This is a genomic window from Rhizobium sp. LC145, from assembly GCF_001005825.1.
GTDB lineage: Bacteria > Pseudomonadota > Alphaproteobacteria > Rhizobiales > Rhizobiaceae > Neorhizobium.
The window spans coordinates 272,379-289,141 of sequence record NZ_LBHV01000007.1; the positions used below are offsets into that span (position 1 = coordinate 272,379).

The following is a 16,763-nucleotide window of genomic DNA, read 5'->3' on the forward strand; positions in this document are numbered from 1 at the left end:
CCGCGCCCCTCGCCTTCCCCCTTCGGGGGAAACGATCAAAGCAGGCTGTCGATGAGCGCCGACATGGATTCAACCGACATGTCTCCAGTGTACTTCTTCCCATTGATCAGGAAGGTCGGCGTGGAATTGACGCCGAAGTCGTTCGCACCCCGCTGCATGGTTGCGTTCACATCATCGAGAAGCTGCTGGTTCGTCAAGCAGGCGTTGAAACTCTCCTGTGAGAAACCCGCAAGTTTCGACATCTGCAGCAGCGCGGCGCGGCCATCTTCGGCCGCAGCCCAGGTCTGCTGCTGTTTGAAGAGCATGGAGACCATCGCTTCGTACTGTTCCGGCGTGGTGCGCTCCTCCGGATTGGAAGGATTGCAGCGGGCCAGCATGAAGGCGGCAGCAGCACGCGGATCGAACGGGAATTCGCGCACGATGAAGCGGACCTTGCCAGTATCCACATACTTCGTCTTGATCGCAGCGAAGGTGTTGTTGTGGAAGTTGGCGCAATGCGGGCAGGTCATCGACATGTATTCGACGATCTGGACCGGCGCATTTTCCGGTCCGAGCGCCATTTCCGGCAGCGGGCCGGGCTTCAGCACTTCGGCCATATCCACATCGTCGCCCTCGGATTTGGGAAGCTCCTGCGCCAGCGCCTGCGAAACGCCGAGCGGGGGAGCCAGGCAGAGAGCCGCGACGGCGGCGCTGCCGAGAAGAGCACGCCGGGTGATGGTGGTTTCGGTAAGCTGCATGGAACACCCTTGTTCAAGAAAGCTGAATTCTTCGTCATTTCCGTATCGCGGCCCCAAGGCACTAACAAGCCGTCGATAGGGAAATCTCTTCAAAGATGTGTGACAGGCCGGAGCTGAACGGAAGCTGTACGGGTGAAGCGCCGCGAACTTCCGGGTTCGCCCTCACGCCTTCGGTTACGCATGTCGTTATCGCAAAACCGCGGCACACTTTTGTGCGACCTACTTACCGCTTCTTCTGGAGAACCGCCGTGCCGAGGCGCTCGACGGCCTTTTTCAAGACCTCGCTCTCGATGCCCGCCGTCATCTCCTGAAGCTTGCGCGCGGCCTCTCCCTTCAAAGGCGGCGGCTTGCGCGGATGGCGGAAGGTGGCCGATACCGGCTTCTGTACGATGCGGATCTGACGCACCGCCGGAAAGCCGAAGAAGCTGTTGATGCGGGAGATCAGCTCGCCCTGCGCATGGGTGAGGAAGAGCGCACGCGCGCCTTCGCAAGCAATCGTCAGCACGCCGGATTGGTAACCTTCGGCCTCGCCGGCCGCGTCACGCCGAGGCCAGGCGATCTTTTCCGGACGCGTGCAATCGGCAAATTCCTCGCCGGCGATATCATCCCAGGAGCCGAGAAGGGCCGTGGAAATGCCGGCGCGGCGGGCGAGCACGGGATCGATGATCCCGTTCGCCACTTCCGAGATTTGCAGTTCGCGCTTCGGCGTAAATGGTTTCTTCAAGGCTTCGTACTCGAAACGGAGGTCGGGCAGGCAGGATGATCTGCCGGATATTGATCAAAATCTCCGTGGGGACACCAGCCGCTGGAAAAATTCAGCACCACCACCACAATTGCGAATGCAGTCACGACCATTAGAGCAAGCGCGGCGCGGAAAACCCAACGAAGTGCTTCCCCAGCCGTCATGCGATATCTCGACATCGTGAAACTTCAAGCTCATATAGCTCAGAATGACCCCTCAGCCAACAACGCAACCTGTCACCGCGCGCAATCCGGCAGATACACTCCTCACCTGGTACGACCGGCACCACCGGGAGCTGCCCTGGCGGGTGAGCCCGGCCGCGGCGAAAGCCGGCAAAAGGGCCGATCCCTACCACATCTGGCTTTCGGAAGTGATGCTGCAGCAGACCACGGTGCAGGCGGTCAAACCCTATTTCACCAAGTTTCTGACGCTCTGGCCGAAGGTGACGGACCTTGCCGCCGCGCCTGTCGAGGACGTCATGGCCGCCTGGGCTGGGCTCGGCTATTACGCCCGCGCCCGAAATCTCAAGAAATGCGCCGAGGCGGTGGCCGGCGAGCATGGCGGGGTATTTCCCGGTACCGAGGAAGGCCTGCGGCAGCTTCCCGGCATCGGCGACTATACGGCCGCCGCCGTCGCGGCGATCGCCTTCAACCGCCCCGCCACCGTCATGGACGGCAATGTCGAGCGGGTGATCTCGCGCCTTCATGCGATCGATGCGCCACTGCCGGGCGCCAAGCCGCTGATGAAGCGACAGGTGGCGGCATTGACGCCGACCGACCGGCCCGGCGATTTCGCGCAGGCAATGATGGATCTCGGCGCGACGATCTGCACGCCGAAGCGGCCGAGCTGCATTCTCTGTCCGTTGCGTGAAGACTGTCTCGCCTTCGCCGAACACGATCCGGAGAGGTTTCCGGTGAAGGCGGCGAAGAAGGAGAAACCGATCCGCGTGGGCGCCGCCTTCATAGCGGTGACGCCGGGGGGCGAGGTCCTGCTCAGACGGCGTGCCGAGAGCGGGCTGCTCGGCGGCATGACCGAAGTGCCCACCACCGGCTGGACCTCGCGGATCGACGGTGGCTCCACCGCGGGCCATGCGCCCTTCCCCGCAAAGTGGGAGGCCTGCGGCGCGGTTACCCATGTCTTCACGCATTTCGAACTCAGATTATCCATCTTCCGGGCACTGACCGAAAAGGTCGTGCATGATGACGGTTGGTGGGAGCCGGTCACAAATCTTGATGCCCAGGCGCTGCCGACCGTCATGAAAAAAGCGATCGTCCAGGCTATTCCACGGGCGTTCCAACCCAATTGATTCACGGGTTTAGTTAATCCAAGGGAGCCAAGGCATTCATGGCGGCAAAGATCGACCACATCGTTTTCGACATCGGCAAGGTTCTGATCCATTACGATCCCAACATTCCCTATAGCCGCATCATTCCGGACGAAGAGGAACGCCGCTGGTTCTTCCTCAATGTCTGCACCCATGAATGGAACCTGGAGCAGGACCGTGGCCGCAAATGGGAAGACGCCGAAAGCCTGCTGATCGAGAAGCATCCGGAGCGCGAGGAGCAGATTCGCGCCTTCCGTAAATACTGGCACGAGATGGTGCCCCACGCCTATGAGGGCAGCGTCGCCATCATGGAAGGGCTGATCGAGAAGGGCCGCGACGTGACGATGCTGACCAATTTCGCGGCCGATACCTTCACCCATGCCCGCGAGCTCTTCCCCTTCCTCAACAAGCCGCGCGGGGTCACCGTGTCGGGCGAGATCGGGCTCATCAAGCCGGATGTGGCGATCTATGAGAAGCATAGCCGCGATTTCGGGCTGAAGCCGGACGCCACGATCTTCATCGACGATTCCTACCCCAATGTGGAAGGCGCCAGGGCTGCCGGCTGGCAGGCCATCCACTTCACGGATGCCGAAAATCTAAAGAAGGACCTCGCCGCCCACGGCGTCGAGGTTTAAGCGCTTGCGCGTGTCGTTATCGCAAAACCACAGCACGGTTTGGCGCGACATGCTTCAAAGCAGCAGACGCAGCAGGTCCACCTGACGGCTCACGCCGAGCTTGGCGTAGATGCTCTTGATCTGGGTGCGGACCGTCTCGCGCGAAACACCGTGGGCGAAGGCGACTTCGTCCACGGTTTCCCCCTTCACCAGCCGCGCGGCAACCCTTGCTTCGGCCGGTGTGAGACCATAGGCGGCAAGCAGCGCGTCCTGCTGGCGGGCCCTATCCTGCTCGTTTCGTTCGATCAGGACCGCGACGGTCGGCCCCTCGAGAAATTCGCTGATGTAATCGGAAGCCAGGCGCAGGAGAGTATAGCGGAACCGCTTGCCGTTCCGCTCGGCCATGGTGGAGAAAACGGAATTTCCGGTGAAATCGCGCTTCAGCATCAGGTCGAGCCGTCCACTCGCTTCGTCATCGGAAAACATGGCGCGGCCTGTTGGCGAAATGCTGATGCCGCATCCTTCCTCGATCATTATCCGAGCCTTATCGCTCGTGGAACGGACGAAGCGCCCCTGCCGGACGAGCACGGTACCCACGCCTATCGCGGTCAGCATGGCCTCTTTTTCGGCGGCTTCGGCTGCGGCGCGGCGCCGGTAAAAGTGAAAGGCGCGCTGCAGGTGCGGAGAGAGACGGGTGAGAAGATCGGCAACCGCGAGCATCTCTTCCGGTTCCGCGCTTGCATTGAGCGTGCTGAGAAGCAGGACACCCTCGCTATTGCGGACCGGAACGACGCCGACGCCGCATGTTACCCCCAGCGGCCGCATGAAGTCGTTATAATATTCCGTCCGCATGGATTGGCTTCTCGGCATCAGCTGATCCGAGATCATGCCCATGCCGATAGGCTGCATGAAAGCCTTGGACATCCACGGATGCACGCGATGATAATAGCTGTTGTAGCTTTCTATGGCATCGGCCGGGCAATTGGTGCTGAGCTCGACATTGGCACGCGAGCCGCGGCTTTCCACCATCACGAAATTGCTGATCGCATTCGGCAGCAGCGCATCGATGCGCGTCATCAGGCTCGGCCATGGCAGCTCGCCGAGGAGACAGGCATAGATCGTCTCTACGAATTCCTCTTCCGGTATATGCTCGATCATCCGCCGCGCCCGAAACTGAATATCGATTGGTCCTGAGGTATGCGCCTGTTCAAGATATGCTGAAAAGCATCGAAGATTCTTGATCTTCAGTAATATATGAATCAAAACTTAAATAAAGAGGCTTGATGGCGGGATAAAATATTCCCCGAAAGAGTAACGCCCGACGTCAGCTTCTGCGAATGGGCCTATTTCTGCTTTCGCATCCAATCCATGAACAATTTCAACTCGCCGGCTCGTGGATTGGAACTCAGGAACACGCCCCAGAAGGCCAGTCCGGGAAGGGTAATCTGCGATACCCGGATAAGCTCGCCGCGCGCGAGCAAATCCGAAACAAGCACCTCGGAGGCCAGCACCACGCCCTGCCCCGCGACGGCTGCGTCGATCGCATGGACCTCTTCCGAGAAAGTTTGAACCGCAGGCTTTCCCGGCAGGCCTTGGGCCGCACGCGCGAACCAGCGCTCCCATGACGGGGCATCTTTCGATTTCGACTTCCAGCGATAGTGTATCAGCGGCAGCCCGGCTATTTCTCCGGGGTCCAGGTCAGGGGAACGCCCTTGCAGAAGCGGCGGCGCGCAGACCGGCACGATGCGGTCGTCGAAAAGGCGGACCCACTCCGCCCCCTGCCCCGGCGCTTCCGAATAGCGGATCGCGATATCGACATCGGAGGCATGCAGATCCACCGGCCGATCCTCCGCTTCGATCGCGAAAGCAAGGCCGGTTTCGGCCCGCAGGCTTGGCAGGCGCGGCGTCAGCCATCGGCTTGCAAAAGCCATCGTGACGGAGACGGTCAGCGGCCGATCCAGACGCACGGCCGAGATATCCTCGACCGCCGCGGCAACGCGATCGAGCGCTTCTCTCAGCACCGGATAGAGCGTCTCGCCTTCCGGCGACAGACGAACCGGACGAGGATAGCGGTGGAAGAGCGTGACGCCCAGAATGTCTTCGAGATGGCGAACCTGGTGGCTGACCGCCGTCGGCGTCAGGTTGAGCTCTTCCGCCGCCTTGGAGAAGTGGAGATGCCGGGCGGCGGCTTCGAAGGCCCTGAGCGCGTGCAAAGGCGGCAATCGGCGCATGTCGATCTCTTTTCGGGAGCTCGGAAGATGAATCTCATTCACCTTATCTCTGAAATATTCGCTTTCGCCAAGCCTTTCGGCCGCTGGTAGCTCTTGGCCCCGAAGCGGGCTTTTGCCCGCGACCAGAGACAAGGAGATACCATGACCACCCTGCTGCGCATCGATTCGAGCGCCCAACTCGAAGACCGCTCGCTGACCCGCCGCCTGACCAATCTCTTCATCGAGGAGTATCGGCGGCAGGCTCCCTCGGCCCGTATCGTCACGCGGGATGTGGGGCGTTTTCCGGTTCCACCGATAGATCACCGCTTCATTCATGCCGCGTTTACCCCACCGGAGACGCGCGAAAGCTGGATGACCGAAAAGCTGGCGCTTTCCGACCGGCTTATCGACGAGGTCATTGAGGCGGATATCCTTGTCATGGGCGTGCCCATGTACAATTACGGCATTCCATCCACGTTGAAGGCATGGATCGACCATGTCGCCCGAATCGGCCGCACCTTCTCGTTCGATCTTTCACGGGGCGACATACCCATCGCGCCGATACTTTCGGGCAAGCGGCTCGTCGTGTTGTCGTCGCGCGGGGAATTCGGCTTCGCGCCGGGCGGGTTGCGCGCGCATATGAACGCGCTCGACCCGGCGATTGCCGCCTGCGCCCACTATTTCGGCGTCTCAGCGGACGCAATCGAAACCGTCGCGATCGAATACCAGGAATTCAAGGACGACCGGCACAGAGTATCCGTAGAACTTGCCGAAGCGCAGGCTCGCGAGATCGCGCGCCGGCTGGCGATGAGCGCTCTGGAAGCGGCCTGACCTCATCGGATGCCGCGCGCCCTAAGCGGACGGCGGCAGACTATTGACGCCCGGGGTCAGCCTCCCCGGGCGTCAATTATCCTTCTTCGGGACTAGAGGTGAAACCGAGAGAAGGAATTTCGAGATCGGGCTTGAGGACCGGTGGATCAGTCCAGTTTCGCAAGACCACTGCGGATAACCGCGCGCAGGTCGTCGATCGGACGCAGGGATTGTCCGTCGTCGAAGTGCCAGAAGGTCCATCCGTTGCAGGCATCGAGCCCCTGGACCTTGGCGCCGAGACGATGAATGGAGCCGGCGTCGCCGCCCGAAGCAACCGTGCCATCGGCGCGGATGATGGCGCTGTAGCGACGCTTGGCGTCCGTCAGCACCTGTCCGGGCTTGACCAGCCCGCTTTCGATCAGCGTGTTGAAGGCGACGCGCGGCTCGGCCTTCTTGCCGGTCATGACCGTCAGCTCGGCTTTGCCGAGAGGCTCGACGGCGGCGATGCGGGCGGTGGCGGCATCGATATAGTCCTGCTCGCGTTCGATGCCGACGAAGTTTCGGCCGAGGCGCTTGGCGACGGCGCCGGTGGTGCCGGAACCGAAGAAGGGATCGAGCACGACATCACCGGGCTTGGTGGAAGCCATGATGACCCGGGCGAGCAGCGCCTCCGGCTTCTGGGTCGGATGAACCTTCTTGCCGTCCTCGCCCTTCAGCCGCTCGTGGCCAGAGCATATCGGGAAGAGCCAGTCCGAGCGCATCTGAACGTCGTCGTTGGAGGCCTTCAGCGCATCGTAATTGAAGGTATAGCCCTTGGCCTTCGGATCACGGCTGGCCCAGATCATTGTCTCATGCGCGTTCTGGAAGCGACGGCCCTTGAAGTTCGGCATGGGGTTCGTCTTGCGCCAGACGATATCGTTCAGGATCCAGAAGTTGAGGTCCTGCAGCATCGTGCCGACGCGGAAGATGTTGTGATAGGAGCCGATGACCCAGATCGTGCCGTTCGGCTTCAGAACGCGCCGGCAGGCGAGCAGCCAGGCGCGGGTGAAGGCATCATAGACCTCGAAGGAGGCGAACTGATCCCACTCGTCATCGACGGCATCCACCACCGAGTGATCCGGCCGGTGCAGCGTGCCGCCGAGCTGGAGATTGTAGGGAGGATCGGCGAAGATCGCGTCGACGGACTGATCCGGCAGCGCTTCCAGCGCGGCCACGCAATCGCCCTTGATGATGGAATTAAGCCAGGAGGCTGGCCGAGCCTGAACTTTCAGGTCGGCGAGCGGCAGGACAGACGCCATGGGATACTCGCTACGCTAATACTCTTTACTGGCTGTTATGGTTACCCAAGTTGGTTACCAAAACCTGAAGCGCATGAGCGATTTCGAGAAAAAATCCGGACACATGGAAAGACGTGAGCCCATGCGCTAGAATGATGCCCATGAAAAAGGACGAAGCGATCGAAAGACTGAGACGGAATGCCGATGCCATCCGGGCACTCGGCGCGACCTCGCTTTATCTCTTCGGCTCGGTTGCAAGGGACGAGGCCGCGGAAACGAGCGACCTCGACCTGTTCATCGATTACGATCCGCAGAGCCGCTTCAACGCGTTCGACCTCGTTGGCATCAAACTCTTTTTGGAAGACGAGTTGCATCTGCCGGTCGATGTAACCACGCGAGACAGCCTGCATCCGATGCTGAAGGACAAGATCGAAAACTCCGCCGTGCAGGTCTTTTAATGGCGCGTGAAATCCGGCATTTTCTCAATGACATTCTTCAATCGATCGCTATCGTCGAGACGGCGATTGCAGGGAAGTCATTCACTGATTACCAGAATGACCCAATTCTAAAACTCGGGCTGGAGCGTGCCGTCGAGATAATCTCGGAGGCCAGTCGCAGTATTCCGGCCGAGCTCAAGAATACGCGGCCGGAAATACCTTGGCCGCGGGTCAAGGGCATCGGAAACGTGTTGAGACACGAATATCATGGCCTGTCCGACAAGATCATCTGGGGCGTTATCATCGATGAGCTTCCCAGACTTCGGATCGCGATTGAGGCCATTCAAAAGCAGGTGGACCAGTCCTACTAAGCCGCATGCGCTTCCCGGCTATCCTCCGGTGCCTCGGCGCGCTCGGTCATGCCGTAGTCGCGCACCACATGGCCTATCCGCAGGCGGTAATCGGCGAAGATGCCGTTGCGGCCGGCGCGCTGGGCCGCGCGGTGGCTCTCGAGATTGCGCCATTGCCGCACGGCCTCCTCATCCCTCCAGAAGGAGAGCGACAGGATCTTGCCGCGCAGCGTCAGGCTCTCGAACCGCTCGATGGAGATGAAGCCATCGATCTTTTCGAGTTCGGAGCGAAGCTCGCCCGCAAGGTCGAGATATCTGTGGCGTTCGCCCATATAGGGCAGCACTTCGAAGATGACGGCGATCATGGCTTTACGAAAGCTCCGTGCGGCAGGGACATGTTCTTCAGGAAAATGCGGTCTTCCTTCAGGATGAAGCGCTCGCGCTTGGCGAACTCGTAGTTCTCGCGGCCCAGCGGGTCTTCCGCCAGACGCGCGCGATAGGCCTCGTAGGCCGCGAGGTTCTCGATGTTATAGAGGCCGTAGGCAGTGGTGGCCGAGCCCTCGTGCGGGCCGAAATAGCCGATCAGGTCTGCTCCGCAACGTGGGATAGCCTGGCCCCAGGCGCGGGCATAATCCGCAAATTTCTCCTTCTTGAAAGGGTCGATCTCGTAGCGGATGAAGCAGGTAATCATGTTGTCTCTCCGTTTTTCATGGGATGACTTTGACACGTTGTGCGACGGAGATGCTTCGGTTATGATCGAAGTATGAAGGAAGGTCCCGACATAGCCCGCATAGGCACGCTGATCGGCGATCCGGCACGCGCCAACATGCTGACTGCGCTGACGGGCGGCCGAGCGCTGACGGCGACCGAACTTGCCCAGGCCGCCGGCGTGACGCTGCAGACGGCAAGCTCTCATCTTTCCAAGCTCGAAGACGGCGGCATCATCTCACAGCGGAAGCAGGGCCGGCACCGCTATTATGCGCTCGCGGATACTGCAACGGCTTCGCTTCTGGAAGGCATCATGGTTTTTGCCGCAAGCCGCGGGCATCTGCGCCATCGGCCAGGACCGAAAGACCCCGCGCTGCGCAAAGCGCGCGTCTGCTACGACCATCTTGCCGGAGATTACGGGGTGCGGATGCTCGACAGCTTCGTGCAGAGCGGGGCGATCGATGCGGAGGGCGAAAACCTCCGGCTCACGGATCAGGGCCGCGACCGGCTTTCCGAAATCGGCATCGATCTCGATACGCTCGCTTCGAGCAGGCGGCCGCTCTGCAAATCCTGTCTCGACTGGAGCGAGCGCCGTTCGCACCTTGCCGGCACGCTCGGCAAGGCATTGCTTTCGCACTTCCTCCAAAACGGCTGGGCGCGGCGGAGTGAGGATAGCCGCGCGATCCTCTTCACCCCATCCGGCGAGCGGAAGTTTCTCTCGCTGTTTCCGGCCGAGTGAGACGGGCCGGACCGACCAGAACGCCGTCGAAGCCTTCGGTCGCGATGCGATCACACAAGGAGCTCCATTCGCAGCCGCTACAGGCCCCGCGAACGGAATGCTTTGAAAATCCCTCGCGAAGCTTCGCCAGGAATGCCGCATCGGGCCGGATCACCAACCCCTCCACTATCGCCATGCCGAGCAGCGCGCCGACATCACTCGCGGCGAGTTGATCTCTCGTTTCGACGCTCTGTCGGAAGCAATGCGCGTCGGCATCGGCCAGGAGCGGAGCGCAGATATCGTCCGGACCATGGACGATCTCGATCTCCTCCCCCGCCGACAGCCGCTCGGCGATGCGGCGGTAATTCGCGGTGAAGGCCGGACTATAGCCTTCACCGACGAATGTCAGCATGCAGAGGAGATGATGGGCCCGAAGCCGGATCGTCAATTGAGATCGGTGCGACCGCTATAGGCCCGCACGCCCTTGAGCACGGCAGCCGCCAAAGCGGACTTCAGGAAGGCCCCGAGAATGAAGGGAGCGACGCCCAGGAGCCAGCCCTTCTCAATTCCCATCAGCCACGAGAGATAAGCACCGCCGATCGCCAGGCAGAGCAGATTGGCACTGAAATGCGCGAAAAAGCTCCGCACCATCTTTTCGCCGGTCCAGCCACGCTCGGCAAGCCAGCCCACAAGTGCGGCGATGATCGGGAAAGACGCGAGATAGCCCGCGGTTGGACCGACGAAAGGAGCAAGCCCGCCTGATCCGTTGGCGAGAACCGGCGCGCCCAGCGCTGCTTCGCCAAGCCATGCAAGCACCGTGAGGCCACCGAGCCGCCAGCCGTAAAGCGCGCCGATCATGGTGATCGCAAAGGTCTGCATGGTGATCGGCACCGGATACATAGGCACCGAAATGCGCGAGGCGAGCGCCAGCACGAGCGTGCCGGCGAGGACGAAAACCGCCTTCGTCGCGAGCGAGCGGTCGGCCAGCCGCAGAGGGTCGAATACGAGGGTCTCATAGGAATTGGTCAGGGACATTTGCCTCTCCTTTTTCAAATTATAGATAAAATTCGATTCCCATATATTTTCATGCCGACGATTTTTCCCAAAGGCAAGCGCCGTTCCGAAAGATGCCGAAACTTCGAGGCAAAGAAGAGCCAAAAACCTCTGAATTTTCCAGGGAAAATGCAGATTTAAAAAAATCTATAATTTTTGAGAAATCGTCAACCGACGATGGCGAAGGCTTCGCGTGCAGCGCCGGATTTCACGCTCTGGGGTGCGCGGCCGATCCACTGCACGTGCTTTTCGAGGATGCCGCAGGCCTCCTCCGTCCGCCCCTGACGAAGCGCCAGCAGAATGGCCCGGTGGTCGTGGTCGGTACGTTTTTCCCAGCCGGACTGCCAGGCGGAGAAGAGGAAGCGGGCGCTCGCGGCGTGCAGATCGTCGATCGAGGCGAGCAGGCGGTTCATGCCGCAGGGGGTCAGGATGAGCCGGTGAAAGCGGCGATTCGCCTCCTCCCAGGCCCGCACGTCGGCTGCGGCATCGCCCTCGCGGGTCGCCTCTTCCGCGGCTTCAAGGATCGCGGGCGTCAGGTGGCGCGCCGCATGGCGCAATGCCAGCACTTCGAGGGCGGCGCGCATTTCCGCCACTTCGCGGACTTCGGCCAGATCGAAGGAAGCGACCCGCACGCCACGGCGCGGCTCGCTGATCGCCAGCCCCTGCGCCTCCAGCCGGCGGAAGGCCTCACGCACCGGCACGTGGCTGGTCTGGAATTCCTCGGCTATGTGATCCTGGCGGAGGCGGGCGCCCGGCGCCAGTTCGCCGCGCACGATGCGATCGGCAAGCTCCCTGCTGATGCGGCTGGCGATTGTGTCTTCCGGCTCCTTGCCCATGTGCGTTCATTAGACGGCCTGCCTGGGGTTGTCGAGGGCTGCACCCCTGCCATGCAGCCGCATCGGTTGAGCTTGCCGCGCGCCTCGTATAAAAGGCCCCGTACCTCCCCCAACAAGGCGTTTCATCATGAGTGGATTCGACCTCATCATTTTCGATTGCGACGGCGTTCTGGTCGATTCCGAGATCATCGCGGCACAGGTGGAATCACGGCTGCTCACCGAGGCCGGCTATCCGATCAGCGTCGAGGAAATGGGCGAGCGCTTCGCAGGCTTGACCTGGAAGGACATTCTGCTGGCGGTCGAGAAAGAAGCGGACATCCCCTTCTCCGCCTCGCTGCTCGACAAATCGGAAAAGCTGCTCGACGCCAAGCTCGCGCGCGAAGTGAAGATCATCGATGGCGTGAAGTTCGCCCTTGCGCGCCTCACCACGCAGCGCTGCATCTGCTCCAATTCGAGCTCTCACCGGCTCGACATGATGCTGACCAAGGTCGGGCTGAAGCCCTATTTCGCGCCCCACATCTTCTCGGCCAAGGATCTCGGCCCCGATCGGGCAAAGCCGAAGCCGGACATTTTCCTGCACGCAGCCGAGCAATTCAACGTCTCGCCGTCCAAGGTGCTGGTGATCGAAGATTCGGTCCACGGCATCCATGGCGCACGCGCGGCCGGCATGCGCGTCGTCGGCTTCACCGGCGCCTCGCACACCTATGCGAGCCATTCCGACCGGCTGACGGATGCCGGCGCTGAAACCGTGATTTCGCGCATGGTCGATCTGCCGGCGGTGGTCGCCGCGCTCACCGAATGGGCGGGCGCGGTCTAAACATCCGCTATCAGGACCGGGCCTTCTTCGCCGGTCCCGTCTCGAAGCCGAGGCGAACACGCGTGAAGCGCGAGGCACCGCCTTGTCCGTTCGGAATGGAGACATCCGGTTTGTTGAAGACGAACTGGGTCGAAGGCGCGCCCGGCGGCAGGTCGACCCTGAAATTGACGACCTGCGAATAGAGGACGTTGTCGCCATCGATCACTTCCACCCGAATCGGTAGGGAGACCGGGCCCGAAGCCCCGGCCGCGCCGGTGACGAGCCGTCCCTGGGCGACCACGTTGATGGTCAGGGTCGTTTCGTTTGCGGTGCAGGCGCGGGTCGCGTCCGCAAGCGACGCCTGATAGAGGAGCTTCTCCGGATCGTCCTGGCCACCGCGTGCATAGACACGATGGAAAGCCGCCTCCTCACGCATCACCACGGGCGGGCAGAAAGCCTGAACCACCGGCGTCGCCGGCTGTTGCGCCTCCGCGGAAGCCTGCTGGCCGAGCCCCAGCCCTCCACCTTCCGAGGAAGAATTGCAGCCGGCCGCGACAGCCAGGAGCGATATGGAGACAAGCGCGCGCGATATCTTGCCGAACACCTTACTCAACTCTCTTCACCTCTTCCCGTTGTTCCGCAGCAACCGGTCTGCGATCACGTTTTGTGGCCTTTCATGGCCAATTTTCCTGGTCTATACCAGCGGCGCGAAGAAAAATCGATTGGGGATTGAAGGTCGTGGACTACATTTCTACCCGGGGCGAAGCGCCCGCGCTCGGCTTCCGTGACGCGCTGCTGGCTGGACTCGCTCGCGACGGCGGCCTTTACGTGCCCCGCGAATGGCCGGCACTGACGAAGCGCGAGATCAGGGCGCTGCGGGGAAAACCCTATCAGGACGTGGCCTTCGAGATCCTGAAACATTTCGTGGGCGACGAGATCCCCGCCGACAAGCTGAAGGCGATGATCGACGAGGCCTATGCCACGTTCCGCCATCCGGCGGTGGTGCCACTCGTCCAGACGGGGTCCAACGATTTCGTGCTGGAACTCTTTCACGGCACGACGCTCGCCTTCAAGGACGTGGCGATGCAACTGCTCGCCCGGCTAATGGATTACGTGCTTGCCGAACGCGGCGAACGCGCGACCATCGTCGGAGCAACCTCCGGCGATACCGGCGGCGCTGCGATCGATGCCTTCGCCGGGCGGGACCGCACCGATATCTTCATCCTCTTCCCGCACGGCAAGGTCTCCCCCGTCCAGCAGCGGCAGATGACCACCTCGAACGCCACCAACGTGCATGCGCTTGCGGTCAGGGGCAATTTCGACGACTGCCAGAACCTCGTGAAGGAGATGTTCAACGACACCGCCTTCCGCGACCGGCTGAAGCTTTCCGGCGTGAACTCGATCAACTGGGCGCGCATCATGGCGCAGGTTGTCTATTACTTCACCGCCGCGGTTTCGCTCGGCGCACCGGACCGGAAAATCTCGTTCACCGTGCCCACCGGCAATTTCGGCGATATCTTCGCCGGATACGTCGCCAAGAAGATGGGGCTGCCGATCGACCGACTGGTGATCGCCACCAACGACAACGACATCCTCGCCCGGACGCTGAAGAGTGGACGGTACGAGATGAAGGGCGTCAAGGCGACCACATCGCCTTCCATGGACATCCAGATTTCCTCCAATTTCGAACGGCTGCTGTTCGAGGCCTATGGGCGCGACGCCTCCTCCATCCGCTCCGCCATGGCGGGCCTCAAGCAGTCCGGAGCCTTCGAAATCCAGCCGCCGGCGCTGAAAGCCATCAAGCGCGAATTCCGCGCCGGACGCGCCACCGAACGCCAGGTGGCGGCGACGATCCGGGAGACGCTTGAGGCGACCGGCTACCTCATCGATCCGCATACCGCGACCGGCGTTTTCGTCGCGAAAAAGAACTCAAGACCGTCCAGTCCGATGGTCACGCTGGCAACCGCGCACCCGGCCAAATTCCCCGCCGCGGTAAAATCCGCTTGCGGAATTGATCCCGCGCTTCCATCATGGCTCGCCGATCTGATGGACAGGGAGGAGCGCTTCAACGTCTTGGAACCGGACCTCAAGGCCGTCGAAAAATTCATCGGCGAGCATGCGCGGGCAAGGAACTGAGTATCGGCGGCGCCCGGAAAGACAGACTATGAATGTACAAATCACCCGGCTTTCCTCCGGGCTGACGGTAGTGACCGAGACGATGCCCCATCTGGAGAGCGTGGCGCTCGGGGTTTGGATCAAATCGGGGTCTCGCAACGAGACCGAAGAAGAACACGGTATCGCCCACCTCCTCGAGCACATGGCCTTCAAGGGCACCACCCGGCGAAGCGCCCGCGATATCGCCGAGGAGATCGAGAATGTCGGCGGCGAGCTGAATGCCGCCACCTCCACCGAAACCACCTCCTATTATGCCCGTGTGCTGAAGGATCATGTCCCGCTCGCGGTCGACATCCTCGCCGACATCCTGACGGAATCGGTCTTCGACGAGGAAGAGCTACGGCGTGAGAAACACGTCATCCTGCAGGAGATCGGCGCCGCCAACGACACGCCGGATGACGTGGTTTTCGACCGTTTCTCGGAGGTCGCCTATCGCGGCCAGACGATCGGCCGGCCCATTCTCGGCACGCCGGAAAAGGTGAAAAGCTTCACGCCGGACCAGATCCGCGGCTATCTCTCTCGCAATTACACGACCGATCGCATGTTCGTCGTCGGCGCCGGGGCTGTCGATCACGAGACCTTCTGCCGCCAGGTGGAGCAGGGCTTTGCAAAGCTGCCGCAAAGTGCGAGCGCGCCTCCGGTCTTCGATGCGGCCCGCTATATCGGCGGTGACGCAAGGGAAAGCCGCGACCTTATGGATGCCCAGCTCCTCCTCGGCTTCGAGGGCAAGGCCTACCATATGCGCGACTTCTATTGCTCGCAGATTCTCGCCAATATCCTGGGCGGCGGCATGTCCTCCCGCCTCTTTCAGGAGGTGCGCGAGCATCGCGGCCTCTGTTATTCGGTCTACGCCTTCCATTGGGGCTTTTCGGACACCGGCATCTTCGGCGTTCATGCGGCAACGAGCGGCGACGAGCTGCCGAACCTGGTGCCGGTCGTCATTGACGAATTGCGCAAGGCTTCCGACAGGATCGACAATCAGGAGATCGACCGCGCCCGCGCCCAGATCAGGGCGCAATTGCTGATGGGGCAGGAAAGCCCGGCGGCACGCGCCGGCCAGATGGCCCGGCAGATGATCCTTTACGGGCGCATCATCCCCAACCAGGAAATGATGGAGCGCCTCGAGGGAATTACGACAGAACGCCTGACCGATCTTGCCGGCCGGCTGTTTTTCGATACAGTTCCGACATTGTCGGCCGTGGGCCCCATCGAAAGGCTGGCACCCATGTCGGAAATCTCCGCTGCGCTTTCCTCGCCCGGGGCAAGGACGCAGAAAGCCGCAAGTTAAAGGGCGCCTGGAGCAAGGGCATGGCAAAATCGGTGTTTCGGTTCTTGTCGCGGCAGCCGGACACACCAGAGCTTTACGGCGAGAACCACATGCTGCGCCTGCCCCGCTATTCGGATTACAGGCAGTGGCATGCGCTCCGCTACGAGAGCCGTGCCTTTCTGCAGCCCTGGGAGCCGGTCTGGCGCAGCGACGACCTGACCGAAAGCTCGTTCCGCGCCCGCGTGATACGCTGCGGGCAGGAATTCAATTCCGGGCTTGCCGTTCCCCTTCTCCTCTTCCGCCGCCAGGACATGGAACTGCTGGGCGGTCTCACCATCGGCTATATCCGCCGGGGGGCGGCGCAAAGCTGCATGATCGGCTATTGGATGGGAGAGCGTCACGCCGGGCAAGGCCACATGCTTTCCGGCCTCAATCTGGCCATCCCCTACATCTACGGCGAACTTCAGTTGCACCGGATTGAGGCAGCCTGTATTCCGGAGAACTGGAAAAGTGTGCGGCTTCTTGAGAAGGCCGGTTTCGTGCGGGAAGGTCTTTTGCGGAAATATCTGAAGATTAACGGCGAGTGGCGCGATCACGTGATGTATTCCCGGCTGCCGGAGGATGGCGAATTCGGGAAGATGCTGAAATCATGAGTACCCGCCGCCTAGGTCTTGTCCTTCCGCTCCGCTGGCTCGCAGCGCTTCTTGCC

At 61.5% G+C, this 16,763-nt stretch carries 21 protein-coding genes; 10 read left to right on the forward strand and 11 right to left on the reverse strand.

What is annotated here, in order from left to right; all coding sequences use genetic code 11:
- Positions 1 to 35 precede the first annotated feature (35 nt).
- Positions 36 to 737, reverse strand: coding sequence for a DsbA family protein (locus YH62_RS19510; protein ID WP_046795913.1), 702 nt, complete (start codon positions 735 to 737; stop codon positions 36 to 38).
- A 223-nt stretch (positions 738 to 960) separates the two neighbouring features.
- The gene (locus YH62_RS19515; RefSeq protein WP_046795914.1) at positions 961 to 1,461 is read right to left on the reverse strand and encodes a DUF721 domain-containing protein; all 501 of its coding nucleotides are present in this window, start codon (positions 1,459 to 1,461) and stop codon (positions 961 to 963) included.
- Between the two features lie 226 nt (positions 1,462 to 1,687).
- Here YH62_RS19515 and mutY point away from each other — a divergent pair, with 226 nt between their 5' ends.
- Positions 1,688 to 2,785, forward strand: coding sequence for an A/G-specific adenine glycosylase (gene mutY / locus YH62_RS19520; RefSeq protein ID WP_046795915.1), 1,098 nt, complete (start codon positions 1,688 to 1,690; stop codon positions 2,783 to 2,785).
- A gap of 38 nt (positions 2,786 to 2,823) precedes the next feature.
- Complete coding sequence (locus tag YH62_RS19525) at positions 2,824 to 3,438, forward strand: HAD family phosphatase (RefSeq protein ID WP_046795916.1); 615 nt, start codon at positions 2,824 to 2,826, stop codon at positions 3,436 to 3,438.
- 54 nt (positions 3,439 to 3,492) lie between these two features.
- Here YH62_RS19525 and YH62_RS19530 read toward each other — a convergent pair whose 3' ends face one another.
- Together YH62_RS19530 and YH62_RS19535 are read right to left on the reverse strand one after the other, a co-directional pair.
- Complete coding sequence (locus YH62_RS19530) at positions 3,493 to 4,575, reverse strand: LuxR C-terminal-related transcriptional regulator (protein WP_046795917.1); 1,083 nt, start codon at positions 4,573 to 4,575, stop codon at positions 3,493 to 3,495.
- 185 nt (positions 4,576 to 4,760) lie between these two features.
- Positions 4,761 to 5,648 (reverse strand): LysR substrate-binding domain-containing protein, encoded by an 888-nt coding sequence (locus YH62_RS19535; RefSeq protein ID WP_046796073.1) that lies wholly within the window; start codon positions 5,646 to 5,648, stop codon positions 4,761 to 4,763.
- A gap of 141 nt (positions 5,649 to 5,789) precedes the next feature.
- Between YH62_RS19535 and YH62_RS19540 the strand changes: the two genes are divergently transcribed.
- Complete coding sequence (locus YH62_RS19540) at positions 5,790 to 6,458, forward strand: NAD(P)H-dependent oxidoreductase (RefSeq protein WP_046795918.1); 669 nt, start codon at positions 5,790 to 5,792, stop codon at positions 6,456 to 6,458.
- 146 nt (positions 6,459 to 6,604) lie between these two features.
- On the opposite strand, the gene YH62_RS19545 is transcribed toward YH62_RS19540, so the two are convergent.
- Positions 6,605 to 7,735 carry a site-specific DNA-methyltransferase gene (locus YH62_RS19545; RefSeq protein WP_046795919.1) on the reverse strand — a complete coding sequence of 377 codons (1,131 nt, stop codon included), beginning with the start codon at positions 7,733 to 7,735 and terminating at the stop codon, positions 6,605 to 6,607.
- A gap of 140 nt (positions 7,736 to 7,875) precedes the next feature.
- On the opposite strand from YH62_RS19545, the gene YH62_RS19550 reads away from it, so the two are divergent.
- Together YH62_RS19550 and YH62_RS19555 are read left to right on the forward strand one after the other, a co-directional pair.
- Positions 7,876 to 8,172 (forward strand): nucleotidyltransferase, encoded by a 297-nt coding sequence (locus YH62_RS19550; protein ID WP_046796074.1) that lies wholly within the window; start codon positions 7,876 to 7,878, stop codon positions 8,170 to 8,172.
- On the forward strand, positions 8,172 to 8,522 hold the full coding sequence (locus tag YH62_RS19555; protein ID WP_046795920.1) for a HepT-like ribonuclease domain-containing protein: 351 nt from the start codon (positions 8,172 to 8,174) through the stop codon (positions 8,520 to 8,522). Before YH62_RS19550 ends, YH62_RS19555 begins: the two co-directional genes overlap by 1 nt.
- Here YH62_RS19555 and YH62_RS19560 read toward each other — a convergent pair.
- Together YH62_RS19560 and YH62_RS19565 are read right to left on the reverse strand one after the other, a co-directional pair.
- On the reverse strand, positions 8,519 to 8,866 hold the full coding sequence (locus YH62_RS19560; protein ID WP_046795921.1) for an antibiotic biosynthesis monooxygenase: 348 nt from the start codon (positions 8,864 to 8,866) through the stop codon (positions 8,519 to 8,521). The genes YH62_RS19555 and YH62_RS19560 overlap by 4 nt on opposite strands.
- Positions 8,863 to 9,192: an NIPSNAP family protein gene (locus tag YH62_RS19565; protein ID WP_046795922.1), complete on the reverse strand. Its 330-nt coding sequence runs from the start codon at positions 9,190 to 9,192 to the stop codon at positions 8,863 to 8,865. The genes YH62_RS19560 and YH62_RS19565 overlap by 4 nt, the downstream gene beginning before the upstream one ends.
- A gap of 72 nt (positions 9,193 to 9,264) precedes the next feature.
- On the opposite strand from YH62_RS19565, the gene YH62_RS19570 reads away from it, so the two are divergent.
- The gene (locus YH62_RS19570) at positions 9,265 to 9,948 is read left to right on the forward strand and encodes a winged helix-turn-helix domain-containing protein (RefSeq protein ID WP_046795923.1); all 684 of its coding nucleotides are present in this window, start codon (positions 9,265 to 9,267) and stop codon (positions 9,946 to 9,948) included.
- Here the strand turns inward: YH62_RS19570 and YH62_RS19575 are convergent.
- The 3 genes from YH62_RS19575 to YH62_RS19585 form a co-directional block, all read right to left on the reverse strand.
- Positions 9,899 to 10,375 carry a DUF1284 domain-containing protein gene (locus YH62_RS19575; protein WP_046795924.1) on the reverse strand — a complete coding sequence of 159 codons (477 nt, stop codon included), beginning with the start codon at positions 10,373 to 10,375 and terminating at the stop codon, positions 9,899 to 9,901. The genes YH62_RS19570 and YH62_RS19575 overlap by 50 nt on opposite strands.
- Entirely contained in the window at positions 10,372 to 10,962 is a 591-nt protein-coding gene (locus YH62_RS19580; RefSeq protein WP_046796075.1) for a biotin transporter BioY, read from the reverse strand. The genes YH62_RS19575 and YH62_RS19580 overlap by 4 nt, the downstream gene beginning before the upstream one ends.
- Before the next feature lie 185 nt (positions 10,963 to 11,147).
- On the reverse strand, positions 11,148 to 11,816 hold the full coding sequence (locus YH62_RS19585) for a GntR family transcriptional regulator (RefSeq protein WP_046795925.1): 669 nt from the start codon (positions 11,814 to 11,816) through the stop codon (positions 11,148 to 11,150).
- Positions 11,817 to 11,943: 127 nt separating this feature from the next.
- Here YH62_RS19585 and YH62_RS19590 point away from each other — a divergent pair, with 127 nt between their 5' ends.
- Entirely contained in the window at positions 11,944 to 12,633 is a 690-nt protein-coding gene (locus YH62_RS19590) for an HAD family hydrolase (RefSeq protein ID WP_046795926.1), read from the forward strand.
- Positions 12,634 to 12,643: 10 nt separating this feature from the next.
- Here YH62_RS19590 and YH62_RS19595 read toward each other — a convergent pair whose 3' ends face one another.
- Positions 12,644 to 13,216, reverse strand: coding sequence for a PilZ domain-containing protein (locus YH62_RS19595; RefSeq protein ID WP_137326674.1), 573 nt, complete (start codon positions 13,214 to 13,216; stop codon positions 12,644 to 12,646).
- Between the two features lie 125 nt (positions 13,217 to 13,341).
- On the opposite strand from YH62_RS19595, the gene thrC reads away from it, so the two are divergent.
- The 3 genes from thrC to YH62_RS19610 are packed head-to-tail and all read left to right on the forward strand — an operon-like array spanning position 13,342 to position 16,707.
- Positions 13,342 to 14,748 carry a threonine synthase gene (thrC, locus tag YH62_RS19600; RefSeq protein WP_170986309.1) on the forward strand — a complete coding sequence of 469 codons (1,407 nt, stop codon included), beginning with the start codon at positions 13,342 to 13,344 and terminating at the stop codon, positions 14,746 to 14,748.
- A gap of 28 nt (positions 14,749 to 14,776) precedes the next feature.
- A complete protein-coding gene (locus YH62_RS19605) occupies positions 14,777 to 16,075 on the forward strand; it encodes a pitrilysin family protein (protein ID WP_046795927.1) in 1,299 nt (432 codons plus the stop codon).
- A gap of 20 nt (positions 16,076 to 16,095) precedes the next feature.
- A complete protein-coding gene (locus YH62_RS19610) occupies positions 16,096 to 16,707 on the forward strand; it encodes a GNAT family protein (protein WP_046795928.1) in 612 nt (203 codons plus the stop codon).
- Positions 16,708 to 16,763: the final 56 nt, after the last annotated feature.